The 21,061-nt window shown below is 65.7% G+C and carries 19 protein-coding genes and 1 riboswitch; of the genes, 7 read left to right on the forward strand and 12 right to left on the reverse strand.

What is annotated here, in order from left to right; translation table 11 throughout:
* Positions 1–65: 65 nt before the first annotated feature.
* The 5 genes from F3H41_RS15145 to F3H41_RS15165 all read right to left on the reverse strand — a co-directional run bounded on the left by F3H41_RS15145 (position 66) and on the right by F3H41_RS15165 (position 3,476).
* Positions 66–1,016, reverse strand: a complete 951-nt coding sequence (locus tag F3H41_RS15145; protein WP_149739523.1) for a glycine--tRNA ligase subunit alpha — start codon at positions 1,014–1,016, stop codon at positions 66–68.
* Positions 1,017–1,128: 112 nt separating this feature from the next.
* On the reverse strand, positions 1,129–1,314 hold the full coding sequence (locus F3H41_RS15150) for a hypothetical protein (RefSeq protein ID WP_149739524.1): 186 nt from the start codon (positions 1,312–1,314) through the stop codon (positions 1,129–1,131).
* 93 nt (positions 1,315–1,407) lie between these two features.
* A complete protein-coding gene (locus F3H41_RS15155; protein WP_149739525.1) occupies positions 1,408–2,277 on the reverse strand; it encodes a S49 family peptidase in 870 nt (289 codons plus the stop codon).
* Positions 2,278–2,409: 132 nt separating this feature from the next.
* Positions 2,410–3,195 (reverse strand): methyltransferase, encoded by a 786-nt coding sequence (locus tag F3H41_RS15160; protein WP_244616230.1) that lies wholly within the window; start codon positions 3,193–3,195, stop codon positions 2,410–2,412.
* A 38-nt stretch (positions 3,196–3,233) separates the two neighbouring features.
* Positions 3,234–3,476 (reverse strand): DUF2007 domain-containing protein, encoded by a 243-nt coding sequence (locus F3H41_RS15165; RefSeq protein WP_149739527.1) that lies wholly within the window; start codon positions 3,474–3,476, stop codon positions 3,234–3,236.
* A gap of 191 nt (positions 3,477–3,667) precedes the next feature.
* Here F3H41_RS15165 and F3H41_RS15170 point away from each other — a divergent pair, with 191 nt between their 5' ends.
* The 4 genes from F3H41_RS15170 to moaB all read left to right on the forward strand — a co-directional run bounded on the left by F3H41_RS15170 (position 3,668) and on the right by moaB (position 8,241).
* Positions 3,668–4,684, forward strand: coding sequence for a polyprenyl synthetase family protein (locus tag F3H41_RS15170; protein ID WP_149739528.1), 1,017 nt, complete (start codon positions 3,668–3,670; stop codon positions 4,682–4,684).
* Between the two features lie 156 nt (positions 4,685–4,840).
* Entirely contained in the window at positions 4,841–6,673 is a 1,833-nt protein-coding gene (locus tag F3H41_RS15175) for a tetratricopeptide repeat protein (protein WP_149739529.1), read from the forward strand.
* Between the two features lie 109 nt (positions 6,674–6,782).
* Positions 6,783–7,709 (forward strand): 4-(cytidine 5'-diphospho)-2-C-methyl-D-erythritol kinase, encoded by a 927-nt coding sequence (locus tag F3H41_RS15180; RefSeq protein ID WP_149739655.1) that lies wholly within the window; start codon positions 6,783–6,785, stop codon positions 7,707–7,709.
* Positions 7,696–8,241, forward strand: coding sequence for a molybdenum cofactor biosynthesis protein B (moaB, locus tag F3H41_RS15185; protein WP_149739530.1), 546 nt, complete (start codon positions 7,696–7,698; stop codon positions 8,239–8,241). Before F3H41_RS15180 ends, moaB begins: the two co-directional genes overlap by 14 nt.
* Positions 8,242–8,259: 18 nt before the next feature.
* Here the strand turns inward: moaB and F3H41_RS15190 are convergent, their stop codons facing one another.
* On the reverse strand, positions 8,260–8,784 hold the full coding sequence (locus tag F3H41_RS15190) for a glycosyl transferase (protein WP_149739531.1): 525 nt from the start codon (positions 8,782–8,784) through the stop codon (positions 8,260–8,262).
* Positions 8,785–9,000: 216 nt separating this feature from the next.
* Between F3H41_RS15190 and F3H41_RS15195 the strand changes: the two genes are divergently transcribed.
* Entirely contained in the window at positions 9,001–10,158 is a 1,158-nt protein-coding gene (locus F3H41_RS15195; RefSeq protein ID WP_149739532.1) for a PA0069 family radical SAM protein, read from the forward strand.
* Between the two features lie 146 nt (positions 10,159–10,304).
* Here F3H41_RS15195 and F3H41_RS15200 read toward each other — a convergent pair whose 3' ends face one another.
* Both F3H41_RS15200 and purD read right to left on the reverse strand, forming a co-directional pair.
* The gene (locus F3H41_RS15200; RefSeq protein WP_149739533.1) at positions 10,305–10,820 is read right to left on the reverse strand and encodes a plant virulence effector HPE1-like domain-containing protein; all 516 of its coding nucleotides are present in this window, start codon (positions 10,818–10,820) and stop codon (positions 10,305–10,307) included.
* Between the two features lie 165 nt (positions 10,821–10,985).
* A complete protein-coding gene (gene purD, locus F3H41_RS15205) occupies positions 10,986–12,251 on the reverse strand; it encodes a phosphoribosylamine--glycine ligase (RefSeq protein ID WP_149739534.1) in 1,266 nt (421 codons plus the stop codon).
* A gap of 211 nt (positions 12,252–12,462) precedes the next feature.
* Here purD and ubiA point away from each other — a divergent pair, with 211 nt between their 5' ends.
* Positions 12,463–13,452, forward strand: a complete 990-nt coding sequence (gene ubiA / locus F3H41_RS15210) for a 4-hydroxybenzoate octaprenyltransferase (RefSeq protein ID WP_149739535.1) — start codon at positions 12,463–12,465, stop codon at positions 13,450–13,452.
* Positions 13,453–13,730: 278 nt separating this feature from the next.
* On the opposite strand, the gene F3H41_RS15215 is transcribed toward ubiA, so the two are convergent.
* Positions 13,731–14,297, reverse strand: a complete 567-nt coding sequence (locus F3H41_RS15215) for a DUF6101 family protein (protein WP_149739536.1) — start codon at positions 14,295–14,297, stop codon at positions 13,731–13,733.
* Between the two features lie 469 nt (positions 14,298–14,766).
* Between F3H41_RS15215 and F3H41_RS15220 the strand changes: the two genes are divergently transcribed.
* Positions 14,767–16,959, forward strand: a complete 2,193-nt coding sequence (locus F3H41_RS15220; protein ID WP_149739537.1) for a DUF1217 domain-containing protein — start codon at positions 14,767–14,769, stop codon at positions 16,957–16,959.
* 23 nt (positions 16,960–16,982) lie between these two features.
* Here the strand turns inward: F3H41_RS15220 and F3H41_RS15225 are convergent, their stop codons facing one another.
* From F3H41_RS15225 to F3H41_RS15235, 3 genes are all read right to left on the reverse strand, one after another.
* Positions 16,983–18,407: an FAD-binding oxidoreductase gene (locus F3H41_RS15225; protein WP_149739538.1), complete on the reverse strand. Its 1,425-nt coding sequence runs from the start codon at positions 18,405–18,407 to the stop codon at positions 16,983–16,985.
* 22 nt (positions 18,408–18,429) lie between these two features.
* Positions 18,430–19,404 (reverse strand): L-threonylcarbamoyladenylate synthase, encoded by a 975-nt coding sequence (locus F3H41_RS15230; RefSeq protein WP_149739539.1) that lies wholly within the window; start codon positions 19,402–19,404, stop codon positions 18,430–18,432.
* A 317-nt stretch (positions 19,405–19,721) separates the two neighbouring features.
* Entirely contained in the window at positions 19,722–20,330 is a 609-nt protein-coding gene (locus F3H41_RS15235; protein ID WP_149739540.1) for a DUF6656 family protein, read from the reverse strand.
* Positions 20,331–20,708: 378 nt separating this feature from the next.
* Positions 20,709–20,928: riboswitch (cobalamin riboswitch) on the forward strand.
* Positions 20,929–21,061 lie beyond the last annotated feature (133 nt).

A 21,061-nucleotide genomic window follows, 5' to 3' on the forward strand; every position in this document is an offset into this window, starting at 1 on the left:
GGCAAAGGCCGGACGCGATGGGCATCCGGCCTTCTTGTTTTGCACTGAAAACGATGTGTCGAAGCCTAAGCCGCAATTCCGCCCGGCACGGCGCCGCCGGCATCCGTCAGGAGGAAGGCTTCGCCGCAAGCCTTCGCGAGGGTGCGCACGCGCAAAATGTAGCTCTGGCGCTCGGTGACGGAAATCACGCCGCGGGCGTCGAGCAGGTTGAAGACGTGCGAGGCCTTGATGCACTGGTCGTAGGCCGGCAGCACGCATGTGTGCAGCACGCCCGGCTCGGCGGGATGGCCGGCCGCAAGCAGGGCTTGGCATTCCTTTTCCGCATCGATGAAGTGCTGGTGCAGCATCGCCGTGTTGGCATATTCGAAATTGTGGCGCGAATATTCCTGCTCGGCCTGCAGGAAGACCTGCCCGTAGGTGATCTTCTCGTCGCCCTCGCGGCCGTTGAAGTTGAGGTCGTAGACATTGTCGACGCCCTGCACATACATCGCGAGGCGCTCGAGGCCGTAGGTCAGTTCGCCCGAGACGGGGGCGCATTCGATGCCGCAGACCTGCTGGAAATAGGTGAACTGCGAGACTTCCATGCCGTCGCACCAGCATTCCCAGCCAAGACCCCAGGCCCCCAGCGTCGGGCTTTCCCAGTCGTCTTCCACGAAGCGGATGTCGTGCAGCAGGGGATCGAGGCCGATCGCCTCCAGCGAGCCGAGATAGAGCTCCTGCAGGTTCGACGGGTTCGGCTTCAGGATGACCTGATACTGGTAGTAGTGCTGGAGACGGTTCGGGTTCTCGCCATAGCGCCCGTCCGTCGGCCGGCGCGAGGGCTGCACATAGGCGGCGCGCCAAGGCTTGGGGCCGAGTGCACGCAGGGTCGTTGCGGGATGGAACGTGCCGGCGCCGACTTCCATGTCGTAGGGTTGCAGCACCGCGCAGCCCTTGTCTGCCCAGTAGGCGTGCAGCGTCAGGATCAGCGCCTGGAACGAACGCTTCGGATTCATGTGGTCGGGAACGGTGGTCATGGTGAAATAGCCCGAATGCCGTGGAGATGGCCGGACGAGTGCCACGAGAGGGGGAGGGAGGTCAACAGTGAAGGGCGGCAGCGAGTATATCCGCTCTTCCAGGGCAACATCCTCAGTCCTTCTTCACCCGGTATTCCCCCGTCACCGGATCCTTGATCAGCGTCCCTTGCGTGCCGGTCTGCTGTTCGCGGCGCACGCGTTCGCGCTGGCGGGCGAGGCGTTCGGCGTCGGCGACGAATTTGCGGTAGCCGAGCCATGCGACGCCCGCGATGAGGAGAATGAGGATCAGTTGCGGCATCGGCCCCTCCGGTGCTCGGGTCGGCGGCGCCTTTTTGCGACGCGGCCGGCCGGCGGGGTCTTGTCCGCCGGTCCCGTCTTTGTTCTTTCGGCCTTAAAGACCGTATCGGCTCCACAATGCCCTTTCCTCGGCTGCTTCGGCAAGTCCCGAAGCCAGCGAGGCGGCAAGCGGCTGGGCTGCGTCGCCGAGGCTGGAGGAGACGCCCGGCATGCGCCGGCCGAAGAGGCCGCGGGCCGGCTGGATGAGGCGCAGTTCAGCTTTCGCCCCGAACCGGCGCTTCAGCGTGCCCCGGAGGTCGCCGATCCCGTCCACGAGGCCGAGTTCGCGGCCCTTGGTGCCGGTCCAGAAAAGCCCGGAGAAGAGCGTCGGATCATCGGCAAGCTTGGCGCCGCGACGTTCTTTGACCATGTCTATGAAGGTCTGGTGGATCTCGAGCTGCAGGCTCTTCAGATAGTCGATGTCGCTGTCGCGCTCCGGCTGGAAGGGATCGAGGATCGCCTTGTTCTCCCCGGCCGTATAGACGCGCCGCTCGACGCCGATCTTCTTCAGGAGTTCTGGAAAGCCGAAGCCGCCGGAGACGACGCCGATCGAGCCGACGATGGAGGAGGGGTCGGCGAAGATCTCGTCACCGGCCACCGCGATCATGTAGCCGCCTGAAGCGGCTGCGTCCTCGACGAAGACGATGACGCGCTTGTTCTTCTCTTCCGCCAGATCGCGGATGCGCTGGTAGATGAGCCGCGCCTGCACCGGTGAGCCGCCGGGCGAATTGATCGACAGCGCCACGGCCGGCGCTTCCTTCACCGCAAAGGCGCGCTCCAGCAGCGGGGCGACCGAGGCAAGGTTGAGGGCGGGGCGGAACTGGCTGCCGCCCGCAAAGATCGCGCCATTCAGGCGCACCACGGGAATGACGGTGGTTTCGCCGCGAAACTTGCGCGGAAGCAGCTTTTTGATGAACGCTTTCATGTCGGGCCTTGCTGAAACAGTCGCTATGGATGGACCCGATGTAGGGATTGGCGGGCGCCGCGCAATGGAGGGGTCGGGAAAACCCGCGTGATCGGGAAAGGTCGCCGACACGCAGACGGCGTTTGTCGGCGCTTACCGACCCCGCCGGGCATAGGCGGCGCGGCCATTGTTGAGGTCGTCGACATCGTCCGCAAAGCGATGCCCGTCCTCGACATGCATGATGAGCGGCGCGCGCAGCGTCAGCCGCGCCCGGCTCTGCTTGATGGCGGTGACGAGGATGCGCACGGCGTTTTCGCCGGCGCGCGGATGCAGCGGGGTGATCTCGATGCCGCCGAGCCGGCGTCCGCATGCATCGATGATCCCGGCGATCGATTCCGGGCGGGCGATGAGCGAAAGTTGCCCGCCGGGTTTCAGCATGGCGGCGCCGGTGCGAATCCAGCCGGCCAACAGCCCGTCGGTCATCGCATGGGCCTCGGCCTTCAGCGCGTCGGGCGTGCGGCGGTCCGCGCCGTCGTTGAAGGGCGGGTTCATGATCACGTGGTCAAAGGCATCGTCGGCAAGGCCCGCCGCCACGCGGGCGCGTCCGGTCAGCATCACATCCGCCTCGATCAGCGACAGGCGCGGCGTCAAAGCGGCGTTTTCGGGGTGGGCGAGGGTGTCGCGCGCATAGGCGGCCATGACGGGCGAGCGCTCGACCAGGAGCACCTTAGCCTCCGGCAGGCGGGCGGCGACGGCAAGGCCGGCCGCCCCGGCCCCCGCGCCGAGATCGGCCACCCGCATCGGCCCGCTTCCGGCGACGAGGGCGGCGAGCAGCATCGCATCCATGCCCGAGCGATGGCCGCGCCGTTCGGGCTGCACCACATGGAAGCGGCCGCGGTGAAAGGCATCGACGGTGCGGCCGAGATCGGCGGCGGTCAAGTCGTGATGGTCCGGCGTCCCATCAGGCTCTGGCGCTGTCACCATCCGCCTTCCTCCTCCGGCGGGCGCAACTCATGGGCAAGGCCGGCGTCGCAAAGGATGGTCCGCGCCTCTGCAGCGTCCTCGCTCGGCACCAGTAGCCGACGCGGCAGAAGGCCGAGCGAGCCTTCCAGCACGCTCATGCCCTGGTCTGCGATGAGGCAGGCGATCTCGGCCTCCTTCAGAAGGCTTTCGGCGAAGGACAGAAGGACAGGGTCGTTGGTGCGGATCAATTCTCTCATCGCCCTGCCGTCGTCTCCATGCCCGCGGTGCCTGCCGCAATCGCCTTGCAGTTCGGGCCGCGGCGTCCGTTTCCCGCGTCCCGGTGTCGCCGGGGGCTCTGTGTCTTTCGGCGCACGAGACAATTCGCCTCTTGCCGCCCGGTGCCACGGTTTCTATTGTTCTTTTCAGAAATGCAACAGGAGTCCGGGTTTTGGGCGTCGTGGTATCGCTGGAAGACAGCAAGAACAGGCAGGCATCGGTCAAGCCGCTGGTGGATCTCACCCGGGCTGACATGGAGCGGGTAAACCAGCTGATCCTCTCCAAGGCCGGCTCCGACGTGCAGATGATTCCGGAAGTCGCCAACCACCTGATTTCCTCCGGCGGCAAGCGCCTGCGCCCGATGCTGACGCTCGCCTCGGCTGCCATGTTCGGCTATAGCGGCGACAGCCACATCAAGCTCGCCACCAGCGTCGAGTTCATGCACACGGCAACGCTGCTGCATGACGATGTGGTGGACGAAAGCGACCTGCGCCGCGGCAAGTCCACGGCCCGCACCATCTGGGGCAACCAGGCGAGCGTGCTGGTCGGCGACTTCCTGCTCGGCCAGGCCTTCCGCATGATGGTCGATGTCGGCTCTCTCGATGCGCTCGACGTTCTCTCCACCGCCGCCTCCGTCATTGCCGAAGGCGAAGTGCTGCAGCTCTCCGTCGCCAAGAACATGGAAACCACGGAGGACGACTATCTCGCCGTCATCCGCGCCAAGACGGCCGCGCTCTTTGCCGCTGCCGCCGAAGTCGGCCCCATCATTGCCGGCGCGCCGCGCGCCGATCGCAATGCGTTGAAATCCTACGGCATGAATCTCGGCCTTGCCTTCCAGCTCGTCGATGACGTGCTCGATTACGGTGGCTCGGCCGCCGATCTCGGCAAGAATGTCGGCGACGACTTCCGCGAGGGCAAGATCACCCTGCCGGTCATCCTGTCCTATCGTCGCGGCACGCCGGACGAACGCGCCTTCTGGCGCGCGGCGATCGAGGGTGGCGAAAGCGGCGACGAGAATCTGGAAAAGGCGCTCGGTCTGATCACCCGCTACAACGGCCTTGGCGACACCATCGCCCGCGCGCAGCATTACGGCACGATCGCCCGCGATGCCCTGGCGCCGCTGCCGGCTTCCCCGCTGAAGTCCGCCCTTCTCGAAGTCATCGATTTCTGCATCGAACGCCTGAACTGACGATGTCCTGAGGGGCGGCTGTGGCCGCTCCTCCGTCCCGGTGACGCCCTTGCAGCACGGCATCAAAAAAGTCATGCTTCACCACGATACCGACGCATTGCTCTGGAATGAGTCGCGTCGCGGACGCCGCGCGGGTTGCGGCCAGAAAGGCTTCTTATGCGGAAAGATCGTTTTCTACGTCTCCTGAACGGCGCTGCCATCGTGGCCATCATGGGTCTTGGCGCGGCCGTCGTCTCGGCCGAGGACAAGCCCGCCGAGCCGAAGGCCGAAGTCACCTTCGAGACGCGCGACGTCAACACGTTTTCGGGCGCCTATCTCGCCGCCCGCACGGCCGATATCGACCGCGATTTCGTCACTGCCACCGAGCTTTACCGCAAGGCTCTCGCCCTTCAGCCCGACAATGTGGACATCGCCCAGCGGCTGATGATCACCTATCTCATGAATGGCGACTTCAAGAAGGCGGTCGATGCCGCCGACAAGCTAAAGACCGACGCGTCCGTCGAGCGCATCACCTCCATGGTGCGCGGCGTCGATGCCATCGCCACCAAGCATTACCGCAAGGCGACCGAGATCCTGACATATGAGGGGCCGAACGATCTCGATCGCCTCATGACGGGCCTTCTGCAGGCCTGGGCGATTGCCGGCGAGGGCAAGACCAGACAGGCGATTGCCGCCGTCGACAAGCTCGAAGGGCCGGAATGGTTCGGCATCTTCAAGAGCTACGTCTCCGGCACGATCGCCTTGCAGGCCGGTGACATCGATACGGCCCGCAGCCGCCTCAACACCGCCGTGCTGGATCGCGATGGCGCCAGCGGCGCGCCGGATACCTTCATGCGCGCCATCTTCGCGCTGGCGCGCCTCGAAGCCGATGCCGGCAACAAGCAGAAGGCGCTCGACACGGTCGCCGTGGGCGAAGGCGTGGTCAACAATTACACGCCGCTCGACGCCCTGCGCGCTAGCATCGAAAAGGGCGAGAAGCAGCCGCAGCAGGTGGAAACGCCGGCCGAAGGCGCAGCCTCCGTTCTCTTTGCCATCGCCGCTGCGCTCAATCGCGGCGGCGCCGAGGATATTGTCACGCTCTATCTGCAGACGGCCCGCGCGCTCGATCGTGACAGCGCCGACATCCTTATCATGCTCGGCGGCATTTCCGAAACGCTGAAGAAGCCTGAGCAGGCCATCGCGCTCTACCGCGAAGTGCCGGCCGATTCGCCCATGCGCCGCCTGTCGGAACTGCAACTGGGGCTCAGCCTCGCCGCGGTCGACAAGGTGGAGGAGGCCAAGACTCACCTGCAGGCGCTGATCGACCAGGATCCCAAGAACATGCGCAGCTATCTGGCGCTCGGCAGCGTGCTGTCCGATGCCAAGGATTACCGCGCCATGGGTGCCCTCTACGATCGCGCCGTGGAGGCCATGGGGCCGGTGCCGCAGCGGAGCGACTGGACGATCTTCTTCCAGCGCGGCATCGCCTATGAGCGCCTGAAGGAATGGCCGAAGGCCGAGCCGAACTTCAAGAAGGCCCTGGAACTCAACCCCGATCAGGCGCAGGTGCTGAACTATCTCGGCTACTCCTGGGTGGACATGAACATGAACCTCGAAGAGGCCATGAACATGATTCGCAAGGCCGTCGAACTGAAGCCGGATGACGGCTACATCGTCGATTCGCTCGGCTGGGCCTATTACCGCCTCGGCAAGTTCGACGAGGCCGTGACGGAACTGGAGCGCGCCGCCGAACTGATGGCGGGCGATCCGACCATCAACGACCACCTCGGCGATGCCTATTGGCGCGTCGGCCGCAAGCTGGAAGCCACCTTCCAGTGGCGCCAGGCGCTGGAACTGAAGCCGGAGCCGGCCGAGATCCCGAAGATCCAGGCCAAGCTCGACAACGGCCTGCCGCCGCTGGACAATACCGTGCCGGCCGCCGACGCCGGAGGCATCAACCAGCCGAAGAAGGAGCCGGAGGCAGACGTCGCCGCCGGCAAGAAGTCCTGAGCACAGCAGGAGCGCCGCGGTGAGCCGTTCGGCGATCCCTGACCGGCAGGCGCCCACGGCCTTTCAGGCCGGCAAGGCGCATGGTTCTGCCGGTGCCGCGCTGCCCGGCATGGCGCTGACCCGTCTGGCACCGGCCAAGCTCAATCTTGCGCTGCATGTCGTCGGCCAGCGTGCCGACGGCTACCATCTGCTCGAAAGCATCGTCACCTTTGCCGATGCCGGCGACCGCGTCGGCGTCAGTGAAGCTGCGGCGGATCGTTTCACGGTCAGCGGCCCCTTCGCCTCCCACGTGCCGCTCGATGCCGAGGGTGCCACGGGCAACCTCGTTCTGAAGGCACGCGATGGCCTGCGGGCGCTTGCTGCCGCGCGCGGCCTTGCCGCCGGGCCGGTGCATCTCCATCTCGAAAAGAACCTGCCGGTGCAGTCGGGCATCGGCGGCGGCTCCGCCGATGCCGCGGCCGCGCTGTCCCTCCTGTGTGATCTCTGGAACCTCGACGGGATCTTCGCGCCGCCGTCGCCATCCGGCGCGCTGCCGCTCGACCTCGCCGCCCTGGCGCTGACCCTCGGCGCCGACGTGCCCATGTGCCTTGCCGGCGTGCCGGCCCTCATCACCGGCATCGGCGAGGGCATCACGCCGCTGCCGACACTGCCCGCCCTGCCGGCGATCCTCGTCAATCCTCGGGTCGGCGTCTCCACCCCCGCCATCTTCCGGCTCCTGACGCAGAAGACCAATCCGCCGCTGACGCTTCCCGCTCCGGCGGCAACGCCGGCTGAATGGCTTTCGGCCCTCGCGGCCATGCGCAACGATCTCGCGCCACCGGCCCGCACGCTCGAACCCGCGATCGGCGCGGTCGAGGACGCGCTCACCGATGCCGGCGCGGTGCTGGTGCGCATGTCCGGTTCCGGCGCAACCTGCTTCGGCCTTTTCGCAGACCGGAATGCGCGCGACCGCGCGGCAACGCAGCTTGGAGCCGAACGGCCCGGCTGGTATGTTCAGCCCTGCCACACCAGAGGAGCCGGCGATGACAAAACGTGATCCGCACCGCCCCTTCATCTCCGTCCGATTCGCGGTCCTCACCGTCTCCGATACGCGCACGGTCGCCGACGACCGGTCCGGCGATACGCTGGCCTCGCTGATCGAGGGCGAGGGCCATAGCCTCGCCGTACGCGCCATCGTGCCGGACGACCGGGCGAAGATCGCCGACACCGTGATGGACTGGGTGAAGTCCGGCATTGCCGACGTCGTGCTGACGACGGGCGGCACCGGCTTTACCGGCCGCGACGTGACGCCGGATGCGCTGGAGCCGCTGTTCGACAAGCGCATGGACGGCTTTTCCGTCGTCTTCCACCGCCTCTCCTACGAGAAGATCGGCACCTCGACGATCCAGTCCCGCGCCACCGCCGGCCTGATTGGCTCGACCTTCGTCTTCGTGCTGCCGGGCTCGCCCGGCGCTTGCCGCGACGCCTGGGAGGGCGTCCTCAAGCCGCAATTCGACTACGGCCACCGTCCCTGCAATTTCGTGGAAATCATGCCGCGCCTTGATGAGCACCTGAAGCGCGGCAAGTGAGGCGGAGGCGGGCGCGGTTCACCCGCCCCGCTGGCGCCGCGCCACCCAGGCGGGGGCGATCTCGCTCGCCATGCGCTTCGGCCTGATAGCAACGGCCAGGGCGGCAAGGGTCGTGGCGCCCCCGGCAAGGCGCAGGGCATCTGCCTTGCGCACGAGGCAGCCGTTTTCCAGCGGGCCCTGACGGCGCGTCAGCCGTGTCAGGAAGGAGCGGCGAAACTGTCGGGCAGGGGTCAGCCGCGCGGGGCCGCCGCCGATCGCCAGATGTTCGCCGATCTCCTCGACCCAGCGGCCCATCGGCCGTGCGCCGGGCTCCAGCAGCAGCAGCCAGTCGCCGCGCGTGCGTGTCACCGCATCCGTCAGCGTCACGCCGGACAGAAAAAGGCATCCCGCCGCATCGGCGACCGCTGAACTTCCATCGCGCGACCCGCGATCAAGGATGACGACATCGCTGACGAGGCCTTCGACAGCACCCGCGACAAGCACCGTCAGCGTCGCCGCCAGCTCCGCCTCGTCATCCAAAACCTCGATCAGCACACTCAGCATAATCCTCCCTATCGCATCGCCCCGCGAAACGCCACACCTGCAAGGCCGGTGCGCCGCAAGCGCTTTGAACGACGTTAACATCGGTGACATGAAAGCCGTCATGGCGCCGGGTGTGGCGCGCGCCGCATCCTGTTTGTTCTTGCAATGTTCTTTTTTTCGCGCTAGGACAGGGATCACCGGAAGCCGGCCATGGGGCCGGCGGGTCGGAGAGGATCCATGGCAGAGCTGAGAGAACTCAGGCAGGGTGCGCTTGCGCCCGGTCACCGGGCAGATGTGGCCGATGCGCTGGTGGAGCGCTCGGGCGCACGCATCGAGGTCGACCGCCGCCGCGGGCGCGGTGCGGGCCTCAATCCAAGCGGTCGCTTCGAGCCCGTCTCGCGCGAGGTCTTCGACGACGGCTGGCAGACGCTGGAGGAATTGCCGCCGTTTCGCACCGAAGTGCAGGTAGAAAAGCCGCGCAGCATCATCGCCCGCAACGAAAGCCCGGACATTCCCTTCGATCGGTCCGTGAACCCCTATCGTGGCTGCGAGCATGGCTGCATCTACTGCTTCGCCCGGCCCACCCATGCCTATATGGGCCTGTCGCCGGGGCTGGATTTCGAGGCGAAGCTGTTTGCCAAGCCCGATGCGGCAAAGCTTCTGGAGCGCGAACTTGCCAAACCCGGCTACAAGCCGCGCCCGATCGCCATCGGCACCAACACCGACCCCTACCAGCCCGTCGAGCGCGAATGGCGCATCATGCGGCAGGTGCTGGAAGTGTTGCGCGACGCCAACCACCCGGTGATGATCGTCACCAAATCGGCGCTGGTGACGCGCGACATCGACATTCTCGCGCCGATGGCCGAGAAGGGTCTGGCGCGCGTCGGTCTTTCCGTCACCACGCTCGACCGCAAACTGGCCCGCAGCATGGAGCCGCGCGCTTCGACGCCCGCCAAACGGCTTGAGGCGATCCGTCAGGTGACCGATGCCGGCATTCCTGCGGGGGTGCTCGTCTCGCCGATCATCCCCGCCCTCAACGACCACGAGATCGAGCGCGTGCTGGAGGCGGCGAAGACAGCCGGGGCAACGGAGGCGAGCTATGTGCTGCTGCGCCTGCCGCTGGAGGTCGCGCCGCTCTTTCGCGACTGGCTGCTGCGCGAATATCCCGATCGCTACCGCCACGTCATGTCGCTGGTCCGCTCCATGCGCGGCGGCAAGGACTACGATGCCGAATTCGGCAAGCGGATGAAGGGCGCCGGCCCCTATGCCTGGCAGATCGGCCGCCGCTTCGAGCTGGCGGCCAAGCGCCTGGAGCTCAACCTGACGAAGCGTCAGCTCAATGCCGACCTCTTCGTTCCGCCGCTCGGCCATGGCGTGCAACTGTCCTTGCTGTAGGAACGCACGGGTCGAGCGCGAAAGGATGTGGGTGCCCCCGAATGCACGAAGGCGCCTCCGCTTCTCTCGGAGACGCCTTCGTTCGCTCCCGGCGAATGCCCCGCCCGGCAACCGCAGGGTAGCCGACGGGCGGGGGAATGACGGGGTTACTGTACCCTGAGTTGGAGCGTGTCCGGATCAAAAACCTGTGATCGGACGTCGGCCGCCGTTTGCGTTGCGTCTGGCGTGCCGGTTGCAGAGGCGACCGATGCGGTCTGCGCCGCGGTATCGATCCCGCCGGCGGCAATGAGGGTGCCGACCGATGTCGTGGCAGCGGCGGCAAGCGAGCCGCCCGTTGCCGTGTCCATGCCCCGGAAAAGATCCGGCGGCAGGCTGCTGACGAAGGTCACCGGCGATCCGCCGAGCCAGGCTTCGGTGCGCACCAGCTTCATCTCACCGTTCACCGTGCGGATCTCGCGTCGTTCGGTCCCGGGCGTGATGGCCGGCACGCGGTAGCCGCCATCGGCAACTTTCTTTGGCACATCGACACAGGTCTGGCAGGTGATTGTCTCGATGCTGCTCGCGGTCGTCGACGCGGTGCCGGTCACGATCGTTTCAATCGATCCCGCCGCGGCCGGGCCGGCGACGAGCGTGATGAGGGCAGGAAGCAGGACAGGACGCATGATACAACTCTCCATATTGCTGGAGAGCCTACCCGCAAAATCTTACGGTCCGGTCAGGAGAAATGGTAAACATCTTCTGGTTTTTGCGGAAAATCCGGTTACCAGCGCTGCTCTGGCGGCCGACGCGGAGGGGTCGACCGGCCTGATTTTGGCGACGCCCCGGAATTACGTGCGGTTGAGCGCCCGCCAGCCAATATCGGAGCGCGTAAAGCCATTGTCGAAGCGGACCGCAGCGACGGCGTCATAGGCGGCATTGCGTGCCGACGCGACATCCGCGCCCATCGCCGTCACGTTGAGGACGCGCCCGCCCGTCGCCACCAACTGCCCGTCCTTGAGGGCCGTGCCGGCATGGAAGACCTTGGAACTGTCGGTGTCGGCGGGCAGCGCCGCGATCGGCAGACCCTTGTCGTAGGAGCCGGGATAGCCCTTCGAGGCGACCACCACCGTCAGCGCCGCCTCCTCGCGCCACTCGGCGGAAACCTCCGAGAGTCGGCCGGTTGCCGCCGCGTGGAGGATCGGCAGAAGGTCGCTCTTCAGCCGCATCATCAGCACCTGGCACTCGGGATCGCCGAAGCGCACATTGTATTCGATGAGTTCCGGTCCCTTGGCCGTGATCATCAGGCCGGCAAACAGCACGCCGCTGAACGGGTGCCCGCTTTCGGCCATGCCGCGGATCGTCGGCTCGATGATCTCGGCCATGGTGCGGGCGACCATCGCCTCACTCATCACGGGGGCAGGGGAGTAGGCGCCCATGCCGCCGGTGTTCGGGCCGGTATCGCCGTCGCCGACGCGCTTGTGGTCCTGGGCGGAGGCGAGCGGCAGCGCCGTCTTGCCATCCGTCAGGCAGAAGAAGCTCGCCTCTTCGCCGTCGAGGAAGGCTTCCACGACCACTTCCGCCCCGGCCGCGCCGAAGGCGCCGGCAAAGCAGTCGTCGATGGCGGCAAGCGCTTCGGCCACGGTCATTGCCACCGTCACGCCTTTGCCGGCTGCCAGCCCGTCGGCCTTGATGACGATCGGCGCACCCTGCTGCTCGACATAGGCGCGGGCCGCGCCCGCCTCGGAAAAGCGGCGATAGGCGCCGGTCGGAATATTGTAACGCGCGCAGATATCCTTGGTGAAACCCTTGGAGCCCTCAAGCTGCGCTGCCGCCTTCGACGGGCCGAACACGGCAATTCCCTCGGCGCGCAGGCGGTCTGCAAGGCCGGCGACCAGCGGCGCCTCCGGCCCGACCACGACGAAATCGATGCCGGTGTCCTGGCAGAAGGCGATGACGGCATCATGATTGTCGGTGTCGAGGGCGACGAGCGTCGCTTCCTCGGCGATGCCGGGATTGCCGGGCGCGGCGTAGAGCGCCGTCAGACGCGCAGACTGCCGGAGTTTCCAGGCCAAAGCATGTTCGCGCCCGCCCGAACCGATCAAGAGAACCTTCATCTGAGCACCTCCGTTGTCTCGCCGAAACGCCGCCGCTGCGCCCGTCTGGCCCATGGCCTGCGGTTAAGGGGCGGGGCAGGAGAGGTCAAGGGAAAACCGATCGTATGCGGCCACGCCGCTGGAGAGGTGCCGATCCGGCCCTCGCGGCATGGGCCTGCGCCCTTTCGCCCGGCTTGACCGGACCGCTGCCGCACGGCAATCAGGAGGCATGATGACACCCGCTCCCGACACGACTCCCGTCACACCTGCGGCCCCCGAAACCGGCCGCGTCGCCGATGCGCCCTCGCGCAACTGGGTCTACCGCGTGCTGCCGCCGGGTCTTTGGCCCTATGCGCAGCTCGCCCGCTGGGATCGGCCGATCGGCTGGCAGTTGCTGCTCTGGCCGTGCCTGTGGTCCGCCACGCTCGCCGCCGGCGCGGCCGCTGAGACGACGCCGATACCCTTCGGCACCTATCTCTTCCATCTCGTGTTGTTCTTCATCGGCGCCGTCGCCATGCGCGGGGCGGGCTGCACCTATAATGATCTCGTCGACTACCGGATCGACATGGCGGTTGCCCGCACGCGCTCGCGCCCGTTGCCCTCCGGCCGGGTCAGCCGCAAGGCCGCAACCCTCTTTATGGTGTTGCAGGCGCTGGTCGGGCTTGTCGTTCTCCTGCAGTTCAACGGTTTTTCGATCGGCCTCGGCATCGCCTCGCTCGTCATCGTCGCCGCCTATCCCTTTGCCAAGCGGGTGACGGACTGGCCGCAACTCGTGCTCGGCCTTGCCTTTTCCTGGGGGGCGCTGATGGGCTGGGCGGCCGCTTTCGGCGACCTCGGCGCGGCGCCCGTCTTTCTCTATCTTGCCTCCATCCTGTGGACGATCGGCTACGATACGATCTACGCCTATCAGGACCGGGAAGATGACGCGCTGATCGGGGTGCGCTCCACGGCGCGCCGTTTCGGCGATCGCCCGCGCCCGTGGCTCGCCGCGCTCTACGGCGCCGCCGTGCTGTTCCTGGCGCTTGCCTTCATCGCGGCCGGTGCGGGCTTCTTCGCCTGGCTCGCGCTTCTTGTCGCGGCGGTCATGCTCGCCTGGCAGATCCTGGTGCTGGATATCCGCGATCCCGCCGATTGCCTGGCGCTCTTCCGCCTGAATGGCACGGTGGGCCTCATCCTGTTTGCGGGCCTTTTCGCCGCCCTCGTCTGGCGGCTTCTGGTCTGATCAGGCCCAGCTCGGCCCGGTGCTCTTCGAGCGGCGGTCGCGGCGCAGATAGGCGGCGGCGAGAATGCGGGCCAGGCTGGCAATTCGGGTGATCATCTGGCGCATCGGGGACCTCCTTGTCTGTGGTGGCAAAGCCTGTCGTGGCAAACGCTATGGATGGGCTATGGCACGAACGTGGCGGGGGTCCTGTCACCAGGGTAACAAACTGTATTTTCAAAACAAAAAACCGACCGCAGGGGGTCGGTCGGTCTTTTGCACCGGAGGAAATGTGGCTGAAATCAGGACCGGGCGATGATCTCGCGCCCGTCGATCCTGAGGGCAACGCCGAGCTTGCCGGTGGAGCGGCGCACCAGGAAGCGCGGCCGGCGATCGGCGAAGTAGGCATAGCGGCGGCGGGGCCGGGGACGGCTGGTGCGAACCTCGCCCAGATGCTCCTCGAGCGGACGGGCAACGCCGTCGGCCTCCACCATCAGCATCGGAATGTGATAGGCCTGCGACCAGGCACGCCAGTCCGCGGCGATGTCGGACAGGTCATGGGCCACCAGAAGCGGGATGCACAGGTCCGGATCGTCGTGGTGCAGTTCCAGCGTGACGGTCACCAGGCCGTTGCCATGGTCGATGGCACGGGCCGCAACGCCCTTGAAGGCACGGGCCGGCAGCGCGATCGACAGCGGCAGGCCGCTTGTGGGAAGGATCTTGCGCAGCACGGCACCGCGTTCGTCGAGCTGGATCGAGACGGTGCCCGGATGCCCGGGAAGAGCGTAATTGGCCTGTTGCGGAAAACGCATCGGATCGAGCCGCAGTGTGTTTCCGAGCCATGCCGGCTGGGTCAGTGTATTGCGCATTGTGTATTCGCCCTTGTTTTACCGTGAGAGCCGCTTTCCGCAGTCTTCTCGTCGGGACGTTTTCCGTCCTCTGTGACTGCAATCTACGGACCGCCACTTTGAGGGCGCTTAATTTTTGCGGTTAAGAAAACTTTGCGGTTTCCGATGGTTAGCGAAAGCCAACCCGTCACGGTTGCCAGTTCGTGAAGCTTTTGCCGGTCATTTTCGCAAACCGGCCTGAACAGCCTCGCACAAGGCTGCGGGCCCACCGTCCCGAGACAGGGCGGGGTGCGTGCGCATGCGCCGGATCTGTACCGGTTAACGCGATGGCAAGGACTGATAGGGCATGGTCGCCTGTGGAGCCGGCGCGGCACGATACCGCCTTGTCGATGAGCGCCCGGCCCGCATGAGGCGATACGCGGCGAAATGAGACAGGATCGCTTCAGGCGCACGGGCGCCGGCGGTGGTTCGAAAGGCCCGGAGAACCCCTTTGGCAACGACGTTTCTCGATTACAATCTCATCGCGCGCGACATGAACGCGAGCCTCAATCGCGTTGCCAAGCAGACGCTGGTGGCGCGCGACGCCGAATATTACAAGGCCAATATCGGCAAGGTTTCGACGGTCGATGAGTTTCTGGACGATTACCGGCTCTACTCCTATGCCATGAAGGCGCATGGTCTCGAAGACATGACCTATGCGAAAGCCTTCATGAAGAAGGTGCTGGAAAGCGATCTGACGGACGATGCGAGTTTTGCCAACAAGCTGTCCGACGACCGCTACCGCAAGTTCGCCGCCGCTTTCGACTTCTCCAAGGCGACCGCCGTCGCCCAGACGGACGCGCAGACCGACAGCATCATCGGGCTTTACACCAATAAGATCGCGACCCTTTCCGAGACGCTGACGGACGATACCCGTTACTACGGCGCCGTCATCGACAGCGTCACCACGGTCGACGAGCTCCTGACCAATTCGCGTCTGAAGGATATCGCGCTGAAAGCGCTGCAGATCGACCCGACCTACGTGTCCTTCGACCACCTGAAGAAGGTGCTGACAAGTGACGCCAACGACCCCGGCAGCTACCTGAACACGCTGGACTATGGCGACGATACCCAGACGCTCGACAAGTTCAGGGCGCTGAATGCCGCCTTCAATTTCCAGACGGATGGCACGCTGGCGTCCGGCACCCTGCCGCAGAACGACACGCAGAAGAAGGTGATCGAGGAAGGCTATATTCTCAACGGCAGCACGCGCGCCACCCGCGCCGCGGCGCTGCTCAACGACGAGTATTACCGCAACACGATCGGCTCGGTGACCACTGTCGATGACATCAAGTCGAACCCGCGCCTGCTCTCCATCATCCTCACCGGGTTCGGCCTGCCGACGAGCACGCTGACCTCGACCTTCGAAAACATCGTCACCAGCGATCCGAACGACCCCGCAAGCTACGTCAATACCCAGGGCGGCGAGCTCAACCAGGCCTACAAGGCGCTCCGCGCCGCCTTCAACTTCGAAGCGGACGGCACGATTGCTGCCGGCAACGTGGCGCAGACCGCCCAGCAGATCGAAACGACGTCCGGCGGCTACTTCTCCTTCTATGACGACAAGGACGATGCCGCCGACGAGGATCTGATCAGCCGCTTCAAGCTGGAAGTCGGCACCATCAAGACGGTGGACGACCTCCTCGCCAGCCAGCGCATGATGAGCCTTGCGTTCACGGCCTTCGACATCAAGCCGGAGGAATATACCGCCCGCACCCTGAAGAAGGTTCTGACGAGCGATCTCAATGATCCCGCCAGCTATGTGAACAAACTCGGGGACGAGCGGCTGCTCGCCTTCGCCAAGGCGTTCAATTTCAAGGCGGACGGCGAGACGACAGCGCCACGGCTGGCGCAGGATCAGTCCGAAATTCTCAATGTCTCGAAGAAATACGTCCTGGAAAAGAGCCGTTTCGGGACGGACGCCGAGAAGAAGAAGGCGGAAGACGAGGCGGCCTATTACAGCTCCAAGATCTCCGGCGTCGAAAAGCTCGATGATTTCCTCAAGGATCGTCGCCTGGTCGACTTCGTCCTGACGGCCTATGACATCGATCCGAAAACGGTGACGACCGCAGATCTCAAGAAGATGTTCCTTTCCGATCCCAACGATCCGAGGAGCGCCATCAACACCACGACCAACCGCGATTACCGCGTGATCGTCGCCTCCTTCAATTTCGATGGCGACGGCAAGATCACCCGTCGTCCGGAAGGCCAGATCCAGACCCAGCGCGGCGTGGCGGAAACGCAGCAGTTCTACCTCAACCAGACGCTCGAGCAGGACGCCGGCGCGGAGAACGAAGGCGTGCGCCTCGCGCTCTACTTCCAGCGCAAGGCCGATTCGCTCTCATCGGCCTACGATATCCTCGCGGATCCCGCGCTGCTGTCCTTCGTGCAGACGACCTTCAGCATCCCGAAGGAAATGTCGAGCGCGGATGTGGAGATCCAGAAGACCCAGATCGACAAGGTCCTGAACATCAAGGATCTGCAGGACCCGGAAGAGGTCAGCAAGATCGTCAAGCGCTTCACCGCCCTTTACGATCTGGCCAACGATACCGGCTCGCCGGCACTCGCCATCTTCGGCGGCAGCGGCGGCATCAGCGCCGATACGCTCTTCACCCTCTCGCAGTTGCGCCAGGGCGGCCTTTAACGCCGGGTGATGCGTGGCGCCACTCAGAGGCGCTGCTGCAGGACCTTGTCCGGGTTCATGATGCCGGCCGGATCGAAGGCGGCCTTGATGCGCTGCATCAGGTCGATCTCGATCGGCTCGCGGATCGCCGCCAGTTCGTCGCGTTTGAGCTGACCGATGCCGTGCTCGGCGGAAATCGAGCCGGCATGGGCCCTGACGATGGCGTGGACCCGGTCGCTGACCTCGTGCCAGCGGTCGAGGAAGGCGCGGCTGTCGGCGCCGACGGGCTGGGAGATGTTGTAGTGGATATTGCCGTCGCCCATGTGCCCGAAGGCGCAGATCCGCGCCCCCGGCACCATCGCCATCACCGCCTGATCCGCCTCGGCCAGAAAGGCCGGAATGGACGCGACCGGCACGGACACATCATGCTTGATTGATCCGCCCTCCGGCTTCTGGGCCGGCGACATGCTCTCGCGCATGTGCCAGAAGGCGCGCCGCTGCGTCTCGTTCTGGGCGATCACCGCGTCCGCAACGAGGTCTGCGGCGTAGGCTTCTTCCAGGATCGCCGTCACGATCGCATCGGCGCTGTCCTGCGCGTCCGACGTCGAGACATCGATCAGCACGTACCAGGGCTGCGGCGTCGCAAGGGGAGGGCGCACGCCCGGAATGTGCTTCACGGTGAAATCCACACCGATCTCAGCCATCAGTTCGAAGCCTGTCAGGGCCGGGCCGGCACGGCGCGTCGCGATGCCGAAAAGGGTCAGTGCGGCCTTGGGGTCTGACAGTCCGGCAATCGCCACCTGATGGCCGGCCGGGCGGGGGAAGAGCTTCAGCACCGCCGCCGTGATGACGCCGAGCGTGCCTTCCGCGCCGATGAAGAGGTCGCGCAGATCATAGCCCGTATTGTCCTTCTTGAGCCGTCTGAGCCCGTTCCAGATCTCGCCGGTCGGCAGCACCACCTCCAGCCCGAGGCACAGATGCCGCATGTTGCCATAGGCGAGCACCGCCGTTCCCCCGGCATTGGTGGAAAGGTTGCCGCCGATCTGGGCGCTGCCCTGCGATCCCAGCGACAGCGGAAAGATCCGCTCGACCGTCTCCGCCGCCGCATGGATGTCGGCAAGCACCGCGCCCGCTTCCGCCACCAGCACGTTGCCGACGGGGTCCACGTCGCGGATGCGGTTCATGCGCTCCAGCGACAGAACGACGTCATCAAGACCCGTGCGCGGCACCTGCCCGGCCACATGGCCCGTATTGCCGCCCTGCGGCACGATCGGCGTGCCAGTCTCGCTCGCGAGCTTCAGGATCGCCGCGACCTCTGCCGTCGAGCCTGGCTTCAGCACCGCGGGCGTCTGGCCGGTGTAGAGGCCGCGCGTGTCGTGGATATAGCGCTCCTGATCGGCTTTCGCGGTCACCATGTTTTGCGCGCCGACGATGGCGCGGAAGCGGTCGATCAGGGCATCGTCGATCATGGGCAGGTCCTCGTTGTCGCGGTCAGGCGCGGGGCGCGGCGGCGCGCTCGATCCGGTCGTGAATGGCTTCGCCCAGTCCCTGTCGCGGGATCGGTCCGAAAACGATGCGCCGCGCGCCGCTGGCATCGGCCCGCTTCATCATGTCGAACAAAGCCGCAGCCGCCTCGCGAAGGTCGCCGCCGGGGCTGAGATTGAAGACGGCATGGGCCATCTCCTCTCCGGCGACCGGCTCCGGCCCGAAACGGATCAGCGCCTCGCCGGGCTCCACATGGGTGGCTTCGAGCCTCACCGGCGCGTCGGGCGCATAGTGGGAGGCGAGCATGCCGGGCGCGACGATGGCTGCACCGGAGGTCTCAGGCCGCTCCACGGCGATCCCCGTCGCCGCCTCGATCTCTGCGGCATCGAGCCCGCCGGGCCGCAGCAGGCGGATGCGGCCGTCCTCGACCTTCACGATGGTCGATTCCAGCCCGACCACGCAGGCACCAGCGTCGAGAATGAGTTCGATCCGCGCACCGAGATCGGCTTCCACATGCTGCGCGCTCGTCGGGCTGATCCGCCCCGAGGTGTTGGCGCTTGGCGCCGAGAGCGGGCGTCCGAGAGCGGCGATGACGCGCCGGGAAAAGCCGTCCGGCATCCGCATGGCGACCGTGTCGAGCCCGGCCGTCGCCAGCGGATGGATGGTGCTGTCGGCCTTGAGGGGCAGAACGAGCGTCAGCGGCCCGGGCCAGAAGCGATCGGCAAGCTGACGGGAGACGGGATCGAAAACGGCATGCTGCTCCGCCATGGCGAGATCGGCGACATGGGCAATCAGCGGGTTGAAGCGCGGCCGGCCCTTCACCTCGTAAATCCGGGTGACGGCTTCCGCCTCGGTCGCGTCCGCCGCCAGCCCGTAGACGGTCTCGGTCGGTATGGCGACCGGAAGCCGACGCGACAGAACGTCGAGCGCCGCCGCAATCGCCCCGTCCGGGTCGCGTCTTACATCGATGATCCGTGCCATGCGTTGCACCTTGTCCTGTGTCGAAGAAGCACCGCCGGAAGGCGCGTCCCCGGTGGCATCAAGCGTCCGCAACGCGCGCTCCGCAGCGCGAACCCTCTGCTGTCAGCGGCGCCAATCTCCACCGCCGTCATCCTCGGGCTTGACCGAGGATCCACAGCCACGCAGGCGAACGGCGCATGGATCCTCGGTCAAGCCCGAGGATGACGCAGGGAGCGCAAGCAAAGCGCCGACTGGGGAGCACCGCACGGCGCCCTTTGCACCATCCCCTAGCGCATTCGTCGGTGAAGAGAAATGCCAAAGCGGCAAAAGCAGGCGCGCTACAGCGCCTTGACGATCTTGCGCAGGTCCTCGTTGCGTGCGCCGAGCAGCAGCACGTTCTTCAGCGCATCCTTGGGATCATGCGTTTGAAAGAGGACGCCGTTCGGGCGGATGGTGCGGTTGATCGTCAGGTCGCCGCCTGCCTGGCCGGGCTCGGTGGCGACTGCAAAATACATGCGCGAATAGGAAAGGCTGACCCGGCGGAAGAACTGTTCGTCATCCGCGCCGATCTCGGCGAAGAAATTGGCGAGATAGAAGGACCAGGTAATGTCGCTCTTGGCACCGGGAAAGCGCGTGCGTGCCGCCGTCACGTGACAGTAGCCGAGGTGCGGACTGTCGGACAGCGTGCGGTGAAAGATGAGCTTCGGAAAGCGGATCGCCTTGTGAAAGCCGTTGATCCGCGCGCAGGTCGTCTCGCCGGCCGCTTCGAGCCGCTTGCCGGTGCGGGCCGCCACCTCCGCATGGGTCAGGTAGCGGCGCTCCTGCTGGTTCCAGTCCTCCGGCTTGCGGTCGATGCGGCCGGTGCGCAGGAATTCGGTGTAGATGGCGCGGCCGATCTTGCCGGCCGGCGATTTGGAGGCGTTGTCGTAATATCTGAGCTTGCTCATGCTCGTCGTCATCCGCAGCCACCGGCCGCGTCCCATCGGCCATGATGCTCCATATTAGAAGGCTCCGTTTAACGAGACCTTGATGTGAAACTGTCCCCAATCGGGAGGGGTGGTCATTTTGAAACACCCAAACATGCGGGCATGGTCCGAGGCTTGCGTGGCCGGTGCTACCGCGAAGCGGCGCGCGTGTCGCGTTTTGCAGGCGACTGTTTCTGAGGCATCTGCCCAAGGCTTGGGCGGGTGTCTGCGCGATTGATGCGCATCCGGAAAAGTTACGTGTTTCTAATCGGTTAGAGGGCGGAAGCGAACATCTTTCGGCCTGTCGTCAAAAGCGTGCGGCTTGGCGCATTCAGGATATTGCGACGCGCGGCTCTCGGATTAGATGAAGCCATTCGAGGTGCCGCCCTTAGGGAGGGCGGAGAATTGGGAAGCCGGTCAAAAATCCGGCGCTGCCCCCGCAACGGTAGCAGAGCACGACGAACGGCAGGAGGCCACTGGGAAATCCCTTCGGCGAGGGGAACCTGGGAAGGCGCCGTCCGGGTCCCGGTAAAGGGGCGGCTCTGGAGCCCGGAAACCAGCCTTGAAGCGAAACGACCGGCTGCGGTGGGCGGCTGGAGCGGTGGATGCTCCATGCCCGGAGCCGTCCCTTGCTCCGCCCTTGCCCTGGCCATCACTACAAATCACGCCCGGAGCGGCTGTCCCGCTTCCGATGGCCAGCAGGGAACGACGAC

Origin of the sequence: Rhizobium sp. RU20A, assembly GCF_900155885.1 — a bacterium.
Classification (GTDB): Bacteria; Pseudomonadota; Alphaproteobacteria; order Rhizobiales; family Rhizobiaceae; genus RU20A.